Here is a 17868-nt window from a genome sequence, read left to right on the forward strand (position 1 = left end):
TCAGAGATCCAGTCCGGCGGCAACGTGACGAATACCGCGAATGCCCAAACCGGCATCGGCATTGATCATCACGCCACTCAATGTGCGATTGTTGCGCTTTGACGCCAGCATCACATACGGGCCGGTAAAATCCGCTGGCTCAGGAAAAAACTGCAACGGCAAAATGGCGGCGATTTTTTCCGGCGTCAGCGACTGCATAATCGACGTATCGCCCTGGCCCAGCGCCTGTGGGCCGCGCAGATCGGTCGCCATACCGCACGGACCGACGCCGTTGACGCGCACCTTTGGCGCCAGCTCGTAGGCTAACTGGCGAATCAACCCGGTGGCGGCATGTTTAGAGGCGGTATACAACGGACCGCCGCCGCCGGGATACCACGCCGCGTTGGAAAGGGTAAAGATGATGTTGCCTTCGCTGGCGATAAGTGCAGGGGCGCAGGCTTTTGCACCCAGCAGATAGCCCAACACGTTGACGTTAAACAGCTCATGAAAGCCGCTCTCCAGCGCGTCCGCTGGCGTATTGACCAGCGAGGCGTTGTGATCCCATATCCCGGCGTTGCCGATCAAACAGTCCAGGGTGCCGTAGCGCGCCAGAATTTGATCCACCGCGCGCTGATAGTCGGCGTAGCAGGTGACGTTGCCTTCTACTGCCAGCACATGTTCGCCAAAACGTTGGCGCAGGCTGGCGACTTTGGCTGGCGAAAGTTCCAGCGTGGCGACCCGCGCGCCTTCCTCAATGAAACGCTCGACCAGCGCCAGGCCAAGACCGGAGCCGCCGCCGGTGATAAAGACCACGTTATCGCGTAAATCGCTCATCTCGCGTCCTCTGGAATATCAACGAACACATCGCTACCTTCCACGTACACTGCGTAGGTGGTCAGCGGATCGGTGGCAGGTAAACACAACGCCTTACCGGTTTTCAGGCAGAAACTGGCGGCATGCAGCGGGCATTCCACCGTCGCATCGTCTTCCAGATAACCTTCCGACATCGAGGCATTACCGTGGCTACAGCGATCGTTAATGGCATAAAACTCGCCGCCAACGTTGAACAGCGCGATGACAGGCGAGGTGTCGAGCCGGAGCGCTTCACCCTCCGGCAAATCCCCTACGGGGCAGGCATAAATACGACTCATCAGAACAATACACTCAAGTTATGGGAGGTGATCACCGCTTGATCCAGCACGATCTCACGCTCCAGTAAGCGCCACTCATCGCCCGGTAAACGGCGCACTTTGTCCATGCGCATGCCGACGTAAAAGGTTTCATCGCGCTCTTTTTGCGCGCGATACAGCAGATAGTTAAGACGCACGGCGAATACATCCGGCACTTCGGTTTCACTGACCTGACAGTTGCTGATCAGGTGTCGGGTACGCGACGGCGGCTCCTCTGCCCAGGCCATCCCGGTTTCCAGTCGCGCAATACGGCGTTCAAGCTGATCTTTGTTGTCGTTAAAAATCCAGGTGGTTGGCGGCTGCACGCCTTTGCGACGGTCGCGCGTCTGGGCATTGACTGTTGTGCGCATGGTATAGCGAATGTCGTCATCCAGCTGTGCCAGCCAGTCGCGAAACTGCCAGTCATCCAGCAGGCTGGCTTCATGGTAGAGAAACTGCGTAATGCGGTGATGCAGTTCCAGGGAAACTAAAGCACTCATTTCATCACCTCCTGCTGGTAAGCGGCGGTTTTTTCCTGCACTTCCTGCCAGCTTTCGCTGCTGAGTAAATCAGCCCAGCGCTGATACATGCCGCGGGCGGCGGTTTCTGAGAAGACGTAGTTGGTGATCCACGGAATGCCGTCTTCACGACGTTTCTCCTGACCTAACCCCATTTCCAGGCACAGTTTGCTATTACGCGCCCGATGGCCCTTCAACAGTTTTTGAATTTCACTCCAGTTTTCCGAGTCGTCCTGCTCAAGGAATCCGGCGGGGCCAAAAGCGCGCGTAGCGCTGTTTTCAAATGCGGCTTTCACTTCATCAGAGGCGGCTTTATCGGTAATACAGAACGCCCACACTTCAACCTGATCAGGACCGCGCGGATGCCAGACGCGCAACGTAGCGGTACCATTGAGCCAGGAAAGCGTTGGAAAAATGTTGTTGTGACCGGCCAGACGCAGGGCACGAACCTTACCCAGACGCTGTTCAGCTTCCGCGTAGGTGTCGCGGTAGTAGCTGGAGACTTCGCCGTCGACCCACACGTTGGCATCCGGCTTTTCGGTAAAGAAGAAGCCGCTGCCGTGCCCGTCCTGGCCGAACTGTAGTGCATCTTTGGCGGTTTCCCACACCGGGCGAGCGGTTTGTCCGTCACCGAGGCGTTTATCGCTACCGTCGTCTTTTGCCCCCAACACCTGCACAGCGGAGGCATGACTGAACAATGCGTGATACTGATCGCTGGCAAACTGTTCGGCGGGGAATTTCCAGTTACAGTCGATGGTCCACTTCTGTACGCCGCCGACGATTTCTGTGCCGCCTTCGCGGCGGTCAAGCACGCCGTCGAGATACCACGCGATGTCGCCGAGATAATCGCGTAGCGTGGGCGCGGTGGTGTCCCAGTTGCCGAAAATCAGCCCTTTATAGCTCTCTACGCCAGGAACTTCGTTCAGTCCCCAGTGCGATTTGCATAGCCCTTGCGGGTAAGCGCGAGGCTCCAGCGGGACGTCGATCAGCTCGCCATTGATACCGTACGACCAGCCGTGATACGGGCAGGTAAAGGCGCGAGTGTTCCCGCAGTCGGCGTAGCTGACGCGCATCGCCCGGTGGCGGCACTGGTTGAGAAACGCTTTGATGCTGCCGTCTTTCTGGCGAACCACCACGACCGCATCCTCGCCCATGTAGGTGTTAAAAAAATCACCGGCTTTGGGGATTTGGCTTTCGTGGGCGAGAAATAGCCAGCAGCGCCCGAAGATGCGCTCCAGCTCCAGTTGGTAAATTTCTGGGTCAGTATAAATCCGTGGGGTTACACGACCGTTTTGCGTGTCGATCAGTTGGTAGATGTCTAAATTTGAGGGTGTGGTCATATTTTTTAATCCTGAAAGATAAGATGTATTGACCTTCTATTTTTGTGCCATAAGGATGTTGCTGGTTAGTTATCAATCTGTGAAATAGTAAATTTCTACCAGTTGAGACATTTTTTCGATAACAAGGAGAAGGGCATGGAACTGAGGCACTTACGCTATTTTGTGGCGGTGGCGCAGGCGCTGAATTTCACCCGGGCGGCAGAAAAGCTGCATACCTCTCAGCCGTCGTTAAGCAGCCAGATCCGCGATCTGGAAACCTGCGTGGGCGTTCCGTTACTGGTGCGGGATAAGCGAAAAGTTGCGCTGACGGCGGCCGGGGAGTGCTTTTTACAGGATGCGCTGGCGATCCTTGAGCAGGCGGAAAATGCCAAAGTTCGCGCCCGTAAAACGGGGCAGGAAGATAATCATTTCGCTATTGGTTTTGTCCCTTCCGCTGAGGTGAATTTGCTCCCGAAGGTGCTGCCCTTATTTCGTTTAAAACAACCGGATACACACATTGAGCTGGTAAGCCTGATAACCACCGAACAGGAAGAAAGGATCCTCAACGGAGAACTGGACGTGGGCTTAATGCGTCACCCGGTGTACAGCCCGGAGCTGGATTATCTGGAGCTGATTCATGAGCCGCTGGTCGTGGTGTTACCGGTGAATCATCCGTTAGCCAATGAGCAAGCGATCTCCGCAGAACAGTTACACGGCGTAAATTTTGTCAGTACCGATCCCGCTTATTCCGGGGCGCTAGCGATGATTGTCAAAAACTGGTTTCAGCAGCAGGAAAGCCAGCCCAATATTGTGCAGGTAGCGACCAATATTCTGGTGACCATGAATCTGGTCGGCATGGGGCTGGGGGTGACTTTGATACCCGGTTATATGAATAATTTTAATACCGGGCAGGTGGTTTTTCGGTCAATCGTCGGTGAAGCGCCAACGCTGGCATTGTTGATGGCATGGAAGAAGGGCGAGCTAAAGCCCGCCCTGCAGCAATTCATCGAACTGGCACAACGCCAGAGGATAGAGTAACCGCTATTTCACGAGAACGGTAATCGTGGCTGTACCGCTAAATTTACCTGGGGCTGGCGTTCCACCGAGGAGATTGATCGGCCATGCCTCCAGGCTGATGACCCCCCGGCCGGAAGGATGGATACCGATTAACCCATTTGTGAACGGGATATTGATGTGGGTGTCGTCGATACGAGCCATTCTCACGCCGATGTCTGGGGTATTATCGGCCTCCCGGCGGCGGGCGACTAATGTGTACTGATCAAGCAGATCATCGCCATCAATCCTCATTTCCATCTTATTGTTGATGCTTGATGTATCGCCACAGTCGTAGACAATATCAAAATTGACTGGTGTATAGCCGTCCGGCATCTCATTACGGGTAGTGAAACGGCTGGTGTTGATATAACCGAGATCGACCTGAATGACGTCGCCCTGGTTGATTTTACAGTCCTGAGGCACGGTGATGCTCCCCTGGATGTGCAGCTCGGCGATATTTCCCAGGCTGTTCATTGACGGAGGAGAGGTCGTCGTGCTCCATCCGGCCCGTACGGAGGCGATTTGGGTATCTGGAATCACCAGTTCACCTAAGAAGGGTTTGGTGACGTACAGCGTAAAACGGGTACGTGCGCCTATCGTCAACGGCGCGGCGCGATTCTCCGCCGGATCGTCGGTACACACGCTGCCTTTGGGGTTGTTTATTTCATACGAGCCATTTTCTCTCAATGGGTCACGGTTTGTCGGTAAGACTGCTGTGGCGCCGGGAATATCGTCAACTTCGGTTTTAATATCCAGATTATCATTCAGATGGTAAAAGCCGCTGAGTTGACCGATTCCGGGTAGCGCGCTGGTGACCGTATAGAACAGCGCCACTCTGCTACCCGCGCCACAGTCACAATCAATTTGATAGGCACCGCCCGAGAGCGGTGTCGGCAGCTCCAGCGAGGTTCCGGCGACGTTCTGGGCTTGTGTCCAGTCGCTGGAGACATCGGCGTTAAAGCGACCTGCTGCGGCGCAGGACCCGTTCGCCGCGTAGACCGGGGCGATAGATAGCACCAGCAGCGCGGCGGCAATCCCATTTTTCATCCACGAATTCTTTATTGACATAGTGCGTTCCCATTATGTATTGCGGCGCTGCGAGCGGCATCTTCCTGCAGGCTGAAGGTAAACTGGCACTGTTGATCAGGCTGATTGCCCCAGCGCACGGACCACCTCTGCGGCTGATTGTTCACGCCGGTGATATACAGCACGCCGCCTTCATCGACGATGCTTTGCTGCGTCTGGCTGCTGGCTACTGCGCCGAAGGGCAGCGCATTCCCTCGCGCATCGGTGAGTTTCAACAGCACGCGGTAGCCGGTCTGGGCAATAAAGTGCGCCGTTACGGCGGCACCGCGATTAGGCACCACGGTACGCACGGTTTCGGTCACATCGACATTATCCGGCATCATAGTGGTATCGAGAGAGATGGCGTTTTCCTGATACGCGGTCAGATAGGGGATAATGGCATAGCCAAAATAGTCGGTGGCGATGCCCGGATAGTTTTTCACCCGGATACCTGCCGCGCCGTTGGCGTCAATCAGCGCAAAGGCATTACCCAGCGGCTGCGACAGCGTCACGCCGTGGGGATGGGCGACAATACCGCCGGAGAGGCCGTAGCTCATCTGCTGGCTATCGCTGCTGTAGTCGTAGCCCGCATTCATGGTGCCATAGGCAGAGCGATAGCTGCCGTACAGGCTGCTGCTATCACCGCCGCCGCCTTCGCTTTGCCGCTGTTTGAGGCTATAGCTCAGTCGACGGTCTTCCAGCAGCGAGCCGTTGATACCCACTTCGTGCTGTGTGGCGCGATCGCGTTGATCGGTGGTGCGCCAGGTTGCCCGCGCATGCGACAGCCAGCGATCCAGCGGTACGCTCAGGCTGAGCGACAGCGTCCGATCGTTGTCGCTGTCCTGCGAATCGGTGAACTGGCCGCTGAGGTTATAGCTCACGCCCCATAGATTGCCGTTCAGGCCGATGGACAGGTTTTTATCCTGCCCCCCGCGATCCCAGTACTTCTGCTGCGAGCCGGAGGCGTAGAAGCTGATACCAGAAAACAGCGACTGGCTGACGGTGAACTGAGCTTCATTGCGCAGGCGGTCGTCGGCGCTGATGTCCTTCTGGTTGGCGTCGGAGAAGTTGAAATAACCGCTGCTGGTGTAGCGATAGTAGCTTACTGACACGCTGGTGCCGCTTTCCGGTAGATCTTTGATGTACTGGGTACGCCAGCTGTAGCCGTGATAGTTTTCATCGTTATCAAGCTGGGTATCCGCACGGCTGACATCCATCGATACCGCTCCAAGTTCGCCGAGTGTAGAGCCGAGACCCAGCGCCAGCGCCCGATAGTCCTGCGAGGCATTCAGGCCACCGTACAGGGTCAACACGTTGTTCAGGCCATAGCTGGCGGTGCTTTCAAGGAACTCCGGTTCGTTGCTGTCCTGCGAGCTGGCGGCGCGAAAGCGCCCGGCGGTGGCGCTGTATTTGAGATATCCCGGCCTCTGCATCTGCGGTAGCGCGGAGAATGGCTGGACGAAGTGCCGCACGCTACCGTCGGCCTCTTCGATAGTGACGTCTAAATCGCCGCTGAAGGAAGAGGGGTAGAGGTCGTTGATTTCAAAGGCGCCGGCCGGGACATTGCTTTGATACAGGGTGTAGCCGTTTTGCCGTACCGTGACGATAGCGCTGGAGTTGGCGATACCGCGAATAGTCGGCGCAAAGCCGCGCTGGCTGTTGGGCAGCATGGTTTCATCGGAGTACAGCCGCACGCCGGTAAACTGATAGCTGGTGAATACTGTGCCTTCCGTTGCGCTCTCGCCCATTACCAGCTGCGATTTCAGACTTTTGATATCCCGCTGCAACCAGCTATTAATGCTCTCCCAGCGTGTGTCGTTATCGTTGTGCGTCCAGGTGGAATAATTGCGCAGCCGCCAGGGGCCGATATTGGCGCCGTTTTGCATATTCAGATACTGGTGCTGGGTGTTATCGCTTTCGTATTGGTTCTGCGAGCCGCTAAAGGCGTAGTTGGTAAACAGCACCGGCATACCGTCGTCCCAGCGGGAGGGGTCAATATAGCCGCGGGCGTCGCGGTACAATGCAATCTGCGGCACGCTGAGATTCAGCCGGCTGTGGTTGAAGTCGAACTGAGAGACGCTGCCGGGGATGGCCTGCGCCAGATCGGCAATTATCGTACGGTTGTCCTGCTCAGCAAGCTGCGGATAGTTGTCGATCTTAAAGCCTAACTCACGTAGCTGCCCAAGGGTGAACTGAGGAATCAACTGGTGGTCTTTACCGGCGATGAACGGCAGCGTACATTGTACCGTTTTCTTTTTATTAATATAAATATCAACAATATATTCACCAGGGAGCTGGGCGTTATTCTGAGAAAATACGTTGAGATCCACTGCCCGCTGGCCACTTTTCTCCGTTTCCAGCAGCGCCGGGTCAAAATAGAGATCGCTGGCCCAGGCCTGGCATGCGCTCAGGCATCCGCTGACAATCGCGCAATGTATCCAGAAAGAGAGCCGTTTCGTGGTTAATAAATGCGGTGTTAATTGCACCATTTCGCTTGTCATTCCTTGAGAGCTATTATCGTATGGTCAACATGGGGTACGGCTATTGCAGCGTTCGGGTTTCCGTTTTGGTGGCCCCGCCGTAGTCGTTAATGGCTGCCCACTGCACCGTTTTCCCTGCAGAAGCGGGAACCTCGATCTGTTTATGCTCGCCGGGAGCGATATAGTCGATTTTACTGGTGAGATCGGTTTTCCCGAGCGCAATACCGGCAAAGACGACGTGATAAGCCGATGGGTTATAGATGTCTAACTTATTATTGCTATATTTATATTGGAGAGATTTATAGGCATCGTAAGGTTTACCCGTTAAATTGGCTGGCCGATAGAACAGTTTGATACGCGTTTTAAATACCAGGGTCAGCATATTATTATCGCTGTCGGCAGACTGGCTTTTTGCCGGGATCGCGCGGACGTTAATAAAGAAAAGTGATTCTTTGTTATTAATGATGTTTTCAGATGATTTAATTATTCGTAGTGATGAATCGCTGCCCGAATCCAGACGAAATAGCGGTGGCGTAATAATAAAAGGACCACGCGCCGTTCCTTGCGCATTATCGACCCACGACTGTAATAAATAGGGCAGGTTTTCGCTGCGGTTAGCCACCGGCAGGGCGGCCTCTTTTTTCCCGGCATCGTAGATGACGCGAGTTCTCTCTAGCACAATTCCACCCGCGAGGCACTGGCTGACCCAGCCGCCAAGCAGCATCGATAATACGAGAATAGTGTGTTTTTTCATCACAGTCATCCTTAACCAGACGTCAGAAAACGTCTCTTTCCGTCCTTGCTGGAAGAAAAGAGACGACGTACGGGAATTAGCGGTAGTCTATGGTGACATCCACGTTGGCGTTGGCTTCCCCAGGGGTGATCAGTGATGAATCAACGGTGGAGACGTAATAGGCTTGCAGCCCTACGGTAGTGGTGCCATTGGCGTCCGGGGTAAAACTAACTTTCGGCGTGGTGAGCTTATTCAGTGACATTTGCTTGCCGTCGCTGGCTCTGTCGATACGGATACCCACGCCTGTTGCGGCGGTATCCAGGCCGCTAACGGCGACCAGAGCGTCGTGATCGGGCGCAGTCACGGTGCTGCCTGTGCGCGTTTCCAGCCACAGCTGGAACGAGTTGTCCGTTGTACCATCAACGTGTTTCCACGTGGTGGTTGGGCAATTTTTTAACGGAATATCAACCGGAATCGCCGGGGAGCGGTCGCCAATTTCTTTAAACTGCGCGGCGGCGTAGTGACCCAGTTCCACCTTGATGACGTCGCCATTAGAAAACTCACAGGTGCTGGTTAGAATTTCACCCGTAAATTCAATGGTGCCATCTGTCGCCCATGCGCTTCCCGCAGAAAGTGCTATCAGGCTAACTGCTATAGATTTTGTAATTTTGTTCATTAAATTCCCTCTTATCCGATAAACCTATTGACAATTAAATTTATGAAAACATACAGGTTAAAATTAATTGCGGGGCGATGGTATTCGATATTCGTGCATAAGCAAGTTAAGGCGTGATGTTTTCAGATTATATTTATTAAAAATAAGAAAATTAACTGTCATTGTATTAAATAATATTAAATTGGTGAGGGGTGAAATATTATAATAACGAATGTTTTTGCTAAGTATTATACTCGTAATAATATTAAGCCCTTAATATTCAGTTGCGTGTTTTTTAGCTAAATATTTTCCTTTCTTGCATTCCTGTTTACTCATCCCATCACATCTTCTGCTGTAAAATTGTACAGGTGTAAATGATTGTGGATTCGGATAGCCAACAGTGTTGGTTAAAAGTGATGTTTGTCACAATTATCTGGTAAATGTGAACAGTAGTACTCTTCAGAATGCGGCTTGTGTCATTAGACTAGGGCTTCTAAAACGGGAGGACCCATGGCTTTGCATTCCACGCGCTGGCTGGCGCTCGGTTATTTCACCTACTTCTTTAGCTACGGTATTTTTCTGCCTTTCTGGAGCGTCTGGCTCGAAGGGCTGGGGCTGACGCCGGAAACCATCGGTTTACTGCTGGGCGCGGGGCTGATTGCCCGTTTTCTCGGCAGTTTGCTGATTGCGCCGCGCGTAAGCGATCCCTCTCGTCTGATCTCTGCTTTACGTATTCTGGCGCTGTTGACGCTGGTGTTTGCGCTGGCCTTCTGGGCGGGCACCAACGTGGCGTGGCTGATGGTGGTGATGGTCGGCTTTAACCTGTTTTTCTCGCCGCTGGTGCCGTTGACCGACGCGCTGGCCAACACCTGGCAAAAACAGATAACCATGGACTACGGTCGGGTAAGACTGTGGGGATCCGTTGCCTTTGTGATTGGCTCCGCGCTGACCGGTAAGCTGGTGAGCCTGTTTGACTATCGGGTGATCCTGGTCCTGCTGTCGCTTGGCGTCGCGTCGATGCTATTGGGGATGATGATCCGCCCGAGCGTGCAGCCAGCGGGGGAAAACCGTCAGCAGGAGAGCGCGGGATGGCCCGCCTGGCGTGCGTTGATAACCCAAAGCTGGCGTTTTCTGGCCTGTGTGAGTTTGTTGCAAGGTGCGCATGCCGCTTATTACGGGTTCAGCGCCATCTACTGGCAGTCTGCCGGATATTCCGCTTCGGCGGTGGGCTATTTGTGGTCATTAGGCGTGGTGGCGGAAGTGATTATTTTTGCGCTCAGTCACAAGCTATTCCGCCGCTTTAGCGCGCGCGATTTGCTGCTGCTTTCCGCCGTTTGCGGCGTGGCACGTTGGGGGTTGATGGGCTGGAGCACTGAGCTACCGTGGCTGATCATGGTGCAAATCCTCCATTGCGGAACCTTTACCGTCTGCCACCTGGCGGCAATGCGCTATATCGCGACGCGCCAGGGCAGCGAAGTGATACGTTTGCAAGCGGTGTATTCTGCGGTGGCGATGGGCGGCAGCATCGCCATCATGACCGTATTCGCAGGCTACCTGTACCAGAATCTGGGCAACGGCGTGTTCTGGGTGATGGCGCTGGTGGCGCTACCGGCAATCTTTCTGCGCCCGAAGGTGGTGGCGCAGCCTGCAACGTTATGATTCGAGGATTTTGCGGATCTGCTGCTGCTGATGCGGCGTAAGTGCCAGATCCGCATGAATCAACGGCGGAGAAAACAGCGGCAGCGGCGTGGTATACGGCGTAATAATCAGCGTGACTCCGCGCGGTGTACCCTGTTTTTGAAAGTCCTGCATCGGCATATGTTTTACGTTGAGCGGCAGCAGCGTCAGTTCGCGCAGCTGTTGCTCAATATGCGCTTCAAGTTGTTCATTGTTGCCGGTCAGCAGGATAATCTGCTTCTCGTGCAAATCCTTCTCCTGCATCAGCCAGGCACCGAAAATAACGGCGACCAGCCCGATCTCTTCTTCTGAAAACTGCACATCGTACTCCGCTTCGAAGCCATGTATCGCCTCGCGGGTAGTACGAACCAGACGGGGATAAAGTCGGCTGAACTCCTCCGGCAGCGTGTTATCTATGCCAATGGCAAACACGCTGCGGTTAAGCGCCTGGGCAAGGTGAATATACAGCTGATCGTTCAGTCCTTGCTCATCGCTGAAGCGCACATTGCCATACTCGCGAAAACGCAGCACCAGCCGTGCAATAGCAAGGCGCAGGCGACGATCCTGCTGGTGGTTATCGCGCTCGGGGTCGGGGATACGGAGCATTGAGAACAGCAACGCCATAAACAGCGATTCGCCCGGCGGCGCACTCTGCATGACGTGGCGTTGCCAGTGGCGGCCAATTTCCTCAGCGAGCGGATACTCTGCGCAGGATTGCGCCCAGCGTTGCTGGAGCGGATTAAATTCCGGGGTGACTCCCGCGTGATGCTGTAGCAGACAATACTGTAAATACAGGCGCAGGAACTGGATGTCACGGTACTCAAACGGCTTCTGCAAGCGCCGGGAGCACAGATTAATGAGCGCATGCAGATTGGTGTCGTCATACAGCGTACGCGCGATACCTTGTTGTTTTAGCGCCATTTTTAATGCGGGTGTGAAATGCTGGGCGATAAAAGTCGGGCAGATCCGCAGACCGCGGCGCAGCCACTGTAACAGACACAGGCGCTGATTTAGCGGGGTCCCTTCGATCGTATAGCCGCCATTCAGCGCGGTGGTAATCGCGAGTCGGTGATAGCGCTGGATTTCGAGTCCTGCGCCAATAATATCTTCCTCAACAGTGGCATCATCAACGCCATTGAGGCTACTGAAGGTTTGAGCTGTAGCGATTTGCCCTGGCAGGAAAAGCGTCAGCAGCACCTGGCAACGGCGCTGGGGAGCGGAAAGTACAGATGGTGGAGCAAGCGTTGACATCATCTGTAGGATCTCCCGTAAGTATGTTTGATAAGAATAGCTAAAGTTTGCTCATAGATTTGGAGAATGGAATGCTTTCCACCAGGAATGCTGGAGAGCGTCACAGAATTTTTAACGTGCGGAACAGATAGCAGGAGTGGAACGCAGCGCGTTAACTGGCTTTTTCACTGTTTTATCTTCTATTGAGACATAAAAAAAACCCGCCTGAGGGTGACGGGTTGAGAAGACGAGTGGAAATGCGCGGTCTGGTGTTACTGCTCGCGGCTCAGCGTTAATCCCACATCACCGCCAGGATGTACAGACAATAGCGTCTCTTTTGAGTAACCGCTTTCGCTCATCAGACAGGCGCAGGCTGCGTCAAAGATAGCCAGGACCAGTAAAATTGAGGTGGTGGCCAACATGTTCAACGGGTCGGCCTCACGCTGGACGCCGGTGGAAATCACCAGCCTCGACGCTTTAGCAATGGCTGAGTCGGCGTTTTCAGTCACGCTCAGGATGGGCACATTTCTCGCAGCCAGCCCGGGCAGCAGTCGGGTGAGTTCATCCGAATTTCCCCCGCGTGATAGCATAATGACCAGGTCGTCGGCGCGTAAAAAACCGAGATCGCCATGCGCCGCATCCGTCGCGTTGAGGTAAATCGCCGGACGTTCCACGCAGGCGAGCATGTGCGCAACTTTACGCGCCGCAATACCGGATGTACCGACGCCAGTGACGACGATTTTCCCCTGGCAACCGCGCAGCTCCGCCATTAGCGACTGCCAGACCGGTTCAGTCAGATGCTGTCCCAGACCTGCGAGGGCATCGCTATAGAGCTGAAATACGCCGGTGGCCTGAGACCAGGAGTCACTCATGCGTCCTCCTGCATCAGTTGGCGGTATTTCATATGATCCTGATACATCTCGTGGAATACCCGATATTTGCGATCGTAGTACTGCTTAATGCGATTGGTCTGCGGGGTGACCGTTTTACCAATCCGGCTCATTGCCGACATCGCTTCCGGGAACGTGTCGAACACGCCTGCAGCGATAGTCCCCATCATGGCGCCGCCCAGCAGCATGGCTTCGCTCTCTTCAGGCAGCAGCATGGCGCAACCGGTGGCGTTGGCATGCTCCTGAACGAAGATCGGGTTTTTCGTCCCGCCGCCGCTGGCCATAATCGTATCGATGGTGTAGCCGCTTTGGTTCATCGTTTCAATGATATGGCGCGTTCCCAGCGCAATGGCCTGGATGGTTGCGAGGTACTGGAGCGCCATATCTTCCGGCGTGCGGGACAGCTTCAGTCCGGTGATTGCTCCCGTGAGCGTGGGGTTAGCACGCGGCGAGCGGTTGCCGTGGAAATAGGGCAGGATGTGCATGTCACGGGTCAAAAAGGCGATATCTTCCGGCTCACCAGCCATTTTACGCAGCAGCGCATTCAGCACTTCATAAATGGTTTGCCCCTGAGACTTAGCCTGCGTTAGCAGGGTTTCGTAACACGGGTGCGACTGAATAACGTGGTCGATTAACGCCCCGGTTGCTGACTGCCCGCCTTCATTGAGCCAGTATTCCGGCAGTACGGCTGAGTAGTAAGGGCCCCAGACGCCGCCGATAAAACGCGGCTCTTTGGAAATTGCCATGTGTCCGGTGGAGGTGCCACCAATTAGCGCGACACGACGGTCAAAATCCGCCACCTCGCCGGAAACTCCGCTTGCGCCGAGCGTACCGAGTGTGCCGGCGTGGGCATCGATTATCGAGACGCTGACCGCGGTCCCTGGAATCAGTCCCATTTCGCTGGCGGCGCGCGCGGACAGCCCGTGACCGAGAGGTTCGCCCATGGTTTTCACGTAGCGACCAATTTTGGCAGCATCATGTTCCAGCAGGTCTTCCAGCCCAATCTGGCGGAAATAGCTGGCATCCCATTTGTCTTCATGGCCCATATAGGTCCATTTACACACTGTCGAACACAATGAGCGTGTGTCATCGCCTGTTGCGCGCCAGGTCAGAAAATCGGGCAGGTCAAAGTAGTAACCCGCATTGGCCCAGGTATTGGGCATATGCTGCTTCAGCCACAGCAGCTTGGGCGTTTGCATTTCCGGGGAGATAATGCCGCCAACGTAGTCCAGCACCCGATGATGCAGGGCGTTAATGCGTTCAGCCTGGGTAATGGCGCGGTGATCCATCCACACAATGATGTTCTGTTCGCTGCGCCCGGACGGGCTGATGGTCAGCGGTTTACCTTCTTTATCCAGCACCACCAGTGAGCAGGTAGCGTCAAAGCCCAGACCTTTCACCTGGATTGGGTTGATATCTGACTGGTTAATCGCATCGCGAACCGCGTTACACACCGCCTGCCAGATGTTATCGGAAGACTGCTCAACAAAATCGGCCTGCGGGCGGTAAATCTCGATAGCCCGACTGGCCTGGCCGACCATTCTGCCGTTGAGATCAAACACGCCGGCACGGGCGCTTCCGGTTCCGACATCCACACCAATAAAGTAACTTGCCATAATTTTTTCTCCTGAAATCAGGCTTTACGATTCTGTAATGCGATAAAGAGGATCAGCACCGCGCCCCACAGCGCCATCGTCAGATAGCTGCTGACCCCCAGCAAGTTAAGGCCGCTTTCCAGCATTTGCAGCACAATCAGCGCCAGTACCAGGCCGATAATGCGCCCGAAACCGCCATCCGGGTTGATGCCGCCGAGGACGGAGGCAAGGATGGTGACCAGCAGGTATGACTCACCGTATCCGGCTTTTGCCGAGTTGAATTTCGCCATCATCAGTATGGCGGCGACCCAGCCGAGCAGGGCAGAAATCACGTACACGGAAATTTGTACCCGGACGGTATTTACGCCGCTGTAGCGGGTAGCCTGTTCATTGGAACCCACGAGATACAGACTGCGCCCAAGCGTGGTGTGCTCCAGCAGTACCCACAGCAGGATTGCCACCAGGAAAAAGAGCAGCAGCGCTACCGGAATACCGGCAATCGTGGCGTTACCAAGATATTGAATGGCGGTCGGGAAACCGGAAATCACTGTCCCATTGGAAAGCAGAATATTCAGCCCGGAGATAAGCGTCATCGTGCCGAGCGTGGCGAGAATCGGCGAAACCCCGACCCAGGCAATCAGCGCGCCGTTGAGCGTACCGATTGCGACCGCCACGGCAGCGCCTGCCAGCAGCGCCAGCACCAGAAACAGCGGGTTATCCGGATGGGTGACGATAATCGCCGCCATTACCAGCGAGCAGGCATTCGCTCCTGCAATTATCGACAGGTTTATGCCGCCGGTCAGCATGGTCATGCCCATCCCGAGGGCCAGCATGCCAAGAATCGGCAGTTGCGAGCCAATCGACTGGAAGTTAGCGACGCTGAAAAAACGGCTGCCGAGCAGGGCCGAGAAGACCAGGGCGACGACCACAATAATGACGCATTGCAGACGAATGATGGCATCACCGGGTAAAAATCTGGCGATTGTTTTCATCTCAAAGCTCCCTTGCCAGTTTGCGTTTTTCGTTCCAGGCCGTGGCGCTAATGCTGACCAGGATAATGGCGCCGCTGAACACGGTGTGCCAGTAAGAGGAGACGCTGAGCAGCGTCAGGCCATTTTGTAAGAAGGCCAGCAGGACCACGCCGAGCAGGGTTCCGGTTAATGTGCCGCGTCCGCCGCTCATGCTGGTTCCGCCGAGCACGACCGCCGCCAGCACCGTCAACTCAAAGCCGAGCAGCGAATTGGGCGCAACTGACTGGGTGATTTGCGCCTGAACCACGGCGGCAACGCCTGCCAGAATGCCCATGTAGCCATACACGTAGAAATGCAGCTTCAGCAGATTCAGTCCCAGGCGCGAGGCCGCATCACGATTACCGCCCATGGCGTAAACCTGACGGCCAAGACGGGTATAGTTCATCAGCACGGCGGTAAAGATGATCACAGCCGCCAGGCACAGCAGAGGCAGTGTCAAGCCGTAGTCGTAGCCATCCGCCGCGGTGAACGAGAACCAATTGATGCCGTTCATAAACCAGTCCGGAAAGCCGTACAGCCAGGTGCCTTTGGTGGCGTACACCAGCAGACCGTAGTAAACGTTCAACGTGGCGATGGTAATGATGATGGCCGGAACGCGCAGCCAGTAGACCAGGAAGCCATTAATAAGTCCCAGCAGCAGACCCACCGCAATCGCGATGATTAACGCCAGCGCGAAGTTGCCGCCGTGGCCAATAACCCAACTGGCCATCGCATACTGGGCTATCGCGGTCATCGCCGGAAATGAGATGTCGATCCCACCGGAAATCAGCACCACAAACAGCCCGCAGGCAAGGATGCCGAGAATCGCATAGCTGGTAGCCACATCCGTCAGGTTCCCCAAAGACAAGAACTCATCGGTGCTGATGCTCAGCCCAACGGCAAGGGCCACAACCAGCAGGCCCAGCCAAAACTCATGTTGCCCGATTAAACGGGAGAGATGCATCTTATTCATTGATTACCTCGACCACTTCAGCAATCTCCTCTTCACGGCACTGATGAGGATTAAATTCCGCCACCAGCCTGCCGCGACGCATCACCAGCACGCGGTGGCTGTTGTAATACGCTTCCGGGATTTCATCGCAAATCATCAGCACCGCCATACCCTGTTCAGCCAGATCGCGGGCTATCTGGTAAATACCCTCTTTGTTGGCGATATCTACGCCTACGGTAGGGGAGTCGAGGATCAGGATGCGGGGATTAGTCGCCACCCATTTGGCAATGGCGATACGCTGGGCATTACCGCCGGAAAGGGTTTTAACCGGCAGGTGTGGATCGGACACTTTGATATTCAGCTCGCGGATCAAGTCGGCGACCAGCTTTTGCGCTTTACGATGATCGAGCAGGCCGCTGCCGGTATGCAGTTGATCAAACACTGTGACGATGGTGTTATCGTAGATCGACTGCTCCATGATCAGCCCCTGCGTCAGGCGATCTTCTGAGACGTAGCCGATCCCATGTTTGATGGCATCATGGTTATTGCGAAGAGTGACCGGCTGGCCGTTAATGCGAATCTCACCGCTTTCTGGGTGCGTCATGCCAAACAGGCTCAGACAAAGTTCGGTGCGTCCGGCGCCCAGCAGGCCCACAATGGAGACAATCTCGCCACCGTGCAGCGACAAATTAATGTTTTGGTATTTGCCTCTGCGGCTGAGGTTGCGCAGCTCCAGCAGGGGCTCTTGCTCAATAGCGGGTCTTTCCGGCAGCGGGCTATAGTGGAAGCGTTGTCCGGTCATCAGGAAAGCCAGCTCGTGGCTGTCGAGTTCGCTGGCAGGATAAGTGCCCACCAGTTTGCCGTCGCGCATCACGCTGATGCGGTCAGCCACTTCCATCACTTCATCCAGACGGTGGCTGACAAACACTACACAAATTCCGGCAGCTTTTAGTTCGTTAACGACCCGTAGCAGGCCATTAACCTCCTGACGGGTTAGTGAGGCGGTGGGCTCGTCCATAATCACCAGACGCGCGTCGGCGGCAATCGCCCGGCAAATGGCGACCAGTTGTCGGTCGGCAATCGAGAGTTTTTCAACCTTTTTATCGGGATCGATGTTCACACCGATGCGCTTCATGGCTGCCAGCGCCTGCTGCTTCATGGCGCCACGACGTACCCAGATATCGCCACCGGGCAGATAGCGGTTGACCGCGATATTCTCCGCGACGCTAAAGTTAGGGAACAACGACAGGTCCTGATAAATAACCTGAATGCCATAATGGGAAGAGAGCTGCGGCGTCAGGTGATGGAACAATTTGCCATCGAGTAAAATCTGCGCGCCTTTTTCCGGATGATAAACTCCGGAGATCACTTTAATAATGGTACTTTTACCACAGCCGTTTTGACCCGCCAGACAGTGAACTTCGCCTTTTCTCAGCGTCAGATTCACGTTATCCAGCGCCAGCACGCCCGGGAATTGTTTGCTGATATTCTCAAGAGTGATAAATGCGGTGGTGTCTGCCATGGACAATACCCCTGCGAG

General features: G+C 55.0%; 16 protein-coding genes. 2 read left to right on the plus strand and 14 right to left on the minus strand.

What is annotated here, in order from left to right; translation table 11 throughout:
• From hcaB to hcaE, 4 genes are read right to left on the minus strand one after another with little or no spacing between them, the layout of a single operon-like run.
• Positions 1-813 carry a 3-phenylpropionate-dihydrodiol/cinnamic acid-dihydrodiol dehydrogenase gene (gene hcaB, locus HV037_RS06915; protein ID WP_019077395.1) on the minus strand — a complete coding sequence of 271 codons (813 nt, stop codon included), beginning with the start codon at positions 811-813 and terminating at the stop codon, positions 1-3.
• Positions 810-1130, minus strand: coding sequence for a 3-phenylpropionate/cinnamic acid dioxygenase ferredoxin subunit (hcaC, locus tag HV037_RS06920; protein ID WP_016154025.1), 321 nt, complete (start codon positions 1128-1130; stop codon positions 810-812). Before hcaC ends, hcaB begins: the two co-directional genes overlap by 4 nt.
• Positions 1130-1648, minus strand: a complete 519-nt coding sequence (gene hcaF, locus HV037_RS06925; RefSeq protein WP_016154024.1) for a 3-phenylpropionate/cinnamic acid dioxygenase subunit beta — start codon at positions 1646-1648, stop codon at positions 1130-1132. Before hcaF ends, hcaC begins: the two co-directional genes overlap by 1 nt.
• Positions 1645-3006 (minus strand): 3-phenylpropionate/cinnamic acid dioxygenase subunit alpha, encoded by a 1362-nt coding sequence (hcaE, locus tag HV037_RS06930; RefSeq protein WP_103284118.1) that lies wholly within the window; start codon positions 3004-3006, stop codon positions 1645-1647. The genes hcaF and hcaE overlap by 4 nt, the downstream gene beginning before the upstream one ends.
• A 135-nt stretch (positions 3007-3141) precedes the next feature.
• Here hcaE and hcaR point away from each other — a divergent pair, with 135 nt between their 5' ends.
• Complete coding sequence (hcaR, locus tag HV037_RS06935; protein ID WP_016157149.1) at positions 3142-4023, plus strand: DNA-binding transcriptional regulator HcaR; 882 nt, start codon at positions 3142-3144, stop codon at positions 4021-4023.
• Positions 4024-4026: 3 nt separating this feature from the next.
• Here hcaR and HV037_RS06940 read toward each other — a convergent pair whose 3' ends face one another.
• The 4 genes from HV037_RS06940 to HV037_RS06955 form a co-directional block, all read right to left on the minus strand.
• Complete coding sequence (locus HV037_RS06940) at positions 4027-5109, minus strand: fimbrial protein (RefSeq protein WP_103284117.1); 1083 nt, start codon at positions 5107-5109, stop codon at positions 4027-4029.
• Entirely contained in the window at positions 5100-7595 is a 2496-nt protein-coding gene (locus HV037_RS06945) for a fimbria/pilus outer membrane usher protein (RefSeq protein ID WP_103284116.1), read from the minus strand. The genes HV037_RS06940 and HV037_RS06945 overlap by 10 nt, the downstream gene beginning before the upstream one ends.
• 52 nt (positions 7596-7647) lie before the next feature.
• Complete coding sequence (locus HV037_RS06950) at positions 7648-8340, minus strand: molecular chaperone (protein ID WP_049041542.1); 693 nt, start codon at positions 8338-8340, stop codon at positions 7648-7650.
• A 76-nt stretch (positions 8341-8416) separates the two neighbouring features.
• Entirely contained in the window at positions 8417-8995 is a 579-nt protein-coding gene (locus HV037_RS06955) for a fimbrial protein (RefSeq protein WP_049270012.1), read from the minus strand.
• Between the two features lie 489 nt (positions 8996-9484).
• On the opposite strand from HV037_RS06955, the gene HV037_RS06960 reads away from it, so the two are divergent.
• Positions 9485-10633 (plus strand): 3-phenylpropionate MFS transporter, encoded by a 1149-nt coding sequence (locus HV037_RS06960; protein WP_103284115.1) that lies wholly within the window; start codon positions 9485-9487, stop codon positions 10631-10633.
• On the opposite strand, the gene csiE is transcribed toward HV037_RS06960, so the two are convergent.
• From csiE to HV037_RS06990, 6 genes are all read right to left on the minus strand, one after another.
• A complete protein-coding gene (gene csiE, locus HV037_RS06965; RefSeq protein ID WP_103284114.1) occupies positions 10628-11905 on the minus strand; it encodes a stationary phase inducible protein CsiE in 1278 nt (425 codons plus the stop codon). The genes HV037_RS06960 and csiE overlap by 6 nt on opposite strands.
• A 248-nt stretch (positions 11906-12153) precedes the next feature.
• Entirely contained in the window at positions 12154-12753 is a 600-nt protein-coding gene (locus HV037_RS06970) for an SIS domain-containing protein (protein ID WP_047358248.1), read from the minus strand.
• Positions 12750-14387 (minus strand): FGGY-family carbohydrate kinase, encoded by a 1638-nt coding sequence (locus tag HV037_RS06975; protein ID WP_003847100.1) that lies wholly within the window; start codon positions 14385-14387, stop codon positions 12750-12752. Before HV037_RS06975 ends, HV037_RS06970 begins: the two co-directional genes overlap by 4 nt.
• A 17-nt stretch (positions 14388-14404) precedes the next feature.
• A complete protein-coding gene (locus tag HV037_RS06980) occupies positions 14405-15358 on the minus strand; it encodes an ABC transporter permease (RefSeq protein WP_003037658.1) in 954 nt (317 codons plus the stop codon).
• Position 15359: 1 nt separating this feature from the next.
• Positions 15360-16349 carry an ABC transporter permease gene (locus HV037_RS06985; protein WP_008785467.1) on the minus strand — a complete coding sequence of 330 codons (990 nt, stop codon included), beginning with the start codon at positions 16347-16349 and terminating at the stop codon, positions 15360-15362.
• Positions 16342-17850, minus strand: a complete 1509-nt coding sequence (locus HV037_RS06990; protein ID WP_016154014.1) for a sugar ABC transporter ATP-binding protein — start codon at positions 17848-17850, stop codon at positions 16342-16344. The genes HV037_RS06985 and HV037_RS06990 overlap by 8 nt, the downstream gene beginning before the upstream one ends.
• Positions 17851-17868: the final 18 nt, after the last annotated feature.

Source organism: Citrobacter sp. RHBSTW-00017 (assembly GCF_013797615.1).
Lineage (GTDB): Bacteria > Pseudomonadota > Gammaproteobacteria > Enterobacterales > Enterobacteriaceae > Citrobacter > Citrobacter braakii.